Annotated in this window: 4 protein-coding genes; 2 read left to right on the forward strand and 2 right to left on the reverse strand. The window is 54.2% G+C overall.

The annotated features are described in order from the left end of the window. Positions 1-1,029, reverse strand: a 1,029-nt coding sequence (locus Q3886_RS09010) for a dihydroxy-acid dehydratase (protein WP_301861083.1), incomplete at its 3' end; no start/stop codon positions are given. A 211-nt stretch (positions 1,030-1,240) separates the two neighbouring features. On the opposite strand from Q3886_RS09010, the gene Q3886_RS09015 reads away from it, so the two are divergent. Both Q3886_RS09015 and Q3886_RS09020 read left to right on the forward strand, forming a co-directional pair. Beyond that, positions 1,241-2,116: a LysR family transcriptional regulator gene (locus Q3886_RS09015; protein ID WP_301861084.1), complete on the forward strand. Its 876-nt coding sequence runs from the start codon at positions 1,241-1,243 to the stop codon at positions 2,114-2,116. Between the two features lie 5 nt (positions 2,117-2,121). Beyond that, positions 2,122-2,832, forward strand: a complete 711-nt coding sequence (locus Q3886_RS09020) for a M48 family metallopeptidase (protein ID WP_301861085.1) — start codon at positions 2,122-2,124, stop codon at positions 2,830-2,832. On the opposite strand, the gene Q3886_RS09025 is transcribed toward Q3886_RS09020, so the two are convergent. Then, positions 2,829-3,701, reverse strand: a complete 873-nt coding sequence (locus Q3886_RS09025) for a cation diffusion facilitator family transporter (RefSeq protein WP_301861086.1) — start codon at positions 3,699-3,701, stop codon at positions 2,829-2,831. The genes Q3886_RS09020 and Q3886_RS09025 overlap by 4 nt on opposite strands. Positions 3,702-3,839 lie beyond the last annotated feature (138 nt).

Genomic DNA, 3,839 nt, shown 5'->3' on the forward strand with positions numbered 1-3,839 from the left:
CAGCATATCCTTCCACGTCGTGCCGTACACGTCCGGCACCTGGGTAAACAGATGGCGTTCCAGCATTTTCATGACATTCATGACACCGCCGGCATAGTGAAAATCCACGACTGTATAAGGGCCGCTGGGAACGACGGCATTGATGCAGAATATCTGCCGGGCGTACCGTTCAAAATCATCCAGCGTCAGGGATATTCCCAGTTCCCAGGCATAAGCCAGTAAATGAAGTACTGCATTGGTCGAGCCGGCCACAGCCAGGTCAAACATGACGGCATTGAGGAGCGTTTCTTTCGTAATCAGTCCTGACGGCTTCCTTCCGGCCTTCACCATGGCCACGATCTGCCGGCCTGCTGCCCGGGCTGTGCGGATCTTTTCGTTATCCGTTGCCGGAATCGTTGCCGTTCCCGGCAGGACCAGGTTCAGCACTTCTCCCAGCATCTGCATGGTATTGGCCGTTCCCATAGACGGGCATGCACCAAAAGACGGGCACACGGCATCTTCCAGCTGAGCCAGTTCGTCTTCACTGACGCCGGAGAATCGGGCTGCATCCAGATCCGCCTCGACGACGGCCTTTCCGCAGTGCTGACCGGGCTGCATGGAGCCTCCCGTAATGACCAGGGAAGGAATATCCAGGCGCATAGCAGCCAAATAGCATCCTGCAATAATATTATCACACGTCGCCACCATGGCCAACCCGTCGAAGTGATGTACTTTCGATACAAATTCTACTGACATAGCTACAATGTCCCGGCCGACCTGTTCATATTTCAGTTCGTCTGCACCGTTGGCAATATTGCCGCATGTCGCCGGAATGCCGAATTCTACGGGAATCCCGCCGGCAGCCCATATTCCTTCTTTCACCGCTTCTGCCAGCTGGCGCAGATGGGCCGACCCCGGCGACCCGGCCATATACGAATTAGGCACGCCAATATGCGGCTTATGCCGTATGTCTTCATCTGAATACCCTGCTGCTTTCATCATGACCCGCCGATGGGCCGCTTCTGCGCCGTTCCAAAATGATTCCCCCATAGTCTCATCCCCCTGATATACTGTATTCCGGCCATTGACATACGGCCTCTCTTTACTATAATAAAAGAAAAGGGGTTCTCAGAATAACGCAAAAAACTGAAGACAGTCTTCTCCTTTTCTGAACGAACGCCCATACAGCCGGTCAGGCGAAATGACTTCACTCATTCCGCACACACCAATTCATTTTTCTAATCCCTAAAGGGGCCAACTTATGAATAAATACGAAATCGTCCTCCATATCTGCCAGACCCACAGTCTCTCACAGACGGCAGCCCAGCTCAACTATTCCCAGTCCGCCGTCAGTCAGGCCGTCAAGAGCCTGGAAAAAGAGCTGGGCCTGTCCCTGTTTACCCGTTCCAAACGAGGCATGGAACTGCGGCCAAACCTGGAAGAACTCATGCAGTCCCTGCGCTGTATCTGCCAGGAAGAACAGCGCATCCGCCGCATTGCCGCCGATCTGACCAGTCTGGAAAAGGGCTATATCCGCATCGGCACCATTCAGAGCATTGCCTACCACTGGCTGCCGGCTATGCTGCGCCAGTTTGCCCGGGCCTATCCGCACATTCGCTTTGAAATGACTGTCGCCGGGTTTCAGGACCTCCATCAGTCCCTGCTGGCCGGAAAGAGAGACTGTATTTTCACCTCTCACTATGCTGCTGGCTCCCTTCCCTTTACGCCCCTTGGCAACGATGAACTTCTTCTCGTCCTGCCCCGGCATCATCGGCTGGCCTCGGCACTGCAGGTATCCATTTCCGATCTGGAAGGAGAAGACTTTATTCTTTCTTCAGACGGACTGGCTTATGAAACGGGCCGCATTTTTGAGCTGAACCATATTACGCCGGTCATTCGCTACCATATAGACGACGATTATGCTGTATGCAAAATGGTGGAGCAGGGGTTCGGCATTTCCATTCTGCCAAAACTCCTGCTCCACCACATTCCCTTTCATGTCTGTATTCGTCCCTTTACGGAAGGATACACGCGAACCCTGGGCATTGCCCACAGGGATGAAGAAATATCGCCGGCACTGACCAAATTTCTGGAATATGCCGCTCCATTCCCCGGAAAGGATACTATTGCTCCATGAATGCCATGACAACCCGAACTATCGTCCTTGCAGACCGTACCCTGACGTATACACTGGCCCGCAAGGCCGTGAAAAACATCAATCTCCGCATCCGGCCCGACGGCTCTCTCTATGTCTCGGCACCGCCGTCTATCCCGCTGTATCACATCGAAGGGTTCCTGAAAAAGCAGGAATCCTCCATCATGCAGGCTCTGCGCAGCCTCTCCCGCCGCCAGCAGGCTCTGCTGCGTCTCGGCGACGGCGATACCCTCTGGCTTGCCGGAAAGCCCTATACCCTGGACGTCCGCCTGGGCCTGCACAACACCATCCGCCGCAGCGGCCAGACCGTCTTTATGGAAGTATCCGGTCAGGACCCGGTCCTGCGCCAGCGCCTGTATCATTCTCTCCTGCGCCAGGCTGGCGAGCGCCTCTTTCCGGCAAGTCTTTCCCGCATGTTTCCTCAGATGCAGGACTATGCCATTCCCCTACCGGCCCTGCGCCAACGGGTTATGCGGTCCCGCTGGGGTTCGTGCATGCCCTTCAAAGAAATCATCACCATGAATACGTATCTGGCCATTATGCCGGAATCCCTCATTGACCAGGTTATGCTCCACGAACTGTGCCATCTCGTTCATCCTGACCATTCACGCCACTTTTACAACGTCATGACCTGCATCATGCCGGACTGGAAAGAACGACGCACTGCCATGGAACAGTATCTGCCATACTGCGTTTAGCGCGGTTCAATATGAATCGTCGGATCGCAGGAACCGTATTTCGCATGCAGGGAAAATTCGACTGCATCTGATATGGCATGGGCCTTGTAAACTGGCAGGGATTTGTCGACTTCCAGATGAAAATCCAGCACCGTCGTCGTGCCTACGACGCGGGTACGCAAATGATGATAGCCCAGAACGCCGGGATTGTCCAGAATAATGCGGCCAATACGGTTTTCTTCAATCTGGCTCAGAGAAGTATCAACTAATTCATCATAGCTCTTCCGGCACATCATAATGCCGACGCGTAAAATACCGGCAGCGACCAGACAGGCCACGAGGGGGTCGATCCAGGCCCAGCCAGTCAGTTTCATCAGCACCAGACCGGCCAGGACACCGGCCGACGTCCACACATCGGCCCGCAGATGCATGCCGTCAGCCTGCAGAGCTGCCGAGCCCGTTTGTTTTCCTACAGCAAAAAGGCGCTGCGATACGATAGCATTGACCAGGCTGGACGCCGACATGACGCCAATGGCCAGGTACAGCCCATCTTCGGGCATGGTCTGGGGGACGAGGAATTTCTGCCATGCTTCATGGAAAATCGCCAGCGCAGCGACGACGATGAGGATAGATTCCACCGCTGCCGAGACCGTTTCGATTTTTCCATGGCCATAATCATGAGTTTCATCAGGCGGCAGGGACGAAGCCCTTACGGCCATCCAGGCAATGGCTGCTGCCAGCAGATCCACGCCGGAGTGAATGCCTTCAGAAATAATACTGACCGTCCCGGTCAGCATGCCGACAGCCAGTTTGCCAATAACGAGGGCTGTGTTGCTGAGGACGGACAGGGCTGCTGTCCGTTTTTTCAGTGTACGTTCATCAGATGTCATAAAAAATCTTCTCCTTTTCTGCCATTTCACACAAAAAAAGCCTGCGGAACTACTGTTGATAGTCCCGCAGGTTCTGTTACTGCTGCTTACGCCCGGCCATATGGCCTGTTTATCGTCTTTATATTATCATTTATATTC

It is taken from the genome of uncultured Megasphaera sp. (genome assembly GCF_958350005.1).
Classification (GTDB): Bacteria; Bacillota; Negativicutes; order Veillonellales; family Megasphaeraceae; genus Megasphaera.

Excerpts from the sequence above, each read along its gene's own strand:
- Q3886_RS09015 (WP_301861084.1), top strand. The coding sequence starts at position 1,241 with ATGAATAAATACGAAATCGTCCTCCATATCTGCCAGACCCACAGTCTC.
- Q3886_RS09020 (WP_301861085.1), top strand. The coding sequence starts at position 2,122 with ATGACAACCCGAACTATCGTCCTTGCAGACCGTACCCTGACGTATACA.
- Q3886_RS09025 (WP_301861086.1), bottom strand. The coding sequence starts at position 3,701 with ATGACATCTGATGAACGTACACTGAAAAAACGGACAGCAGCCCTGTCC.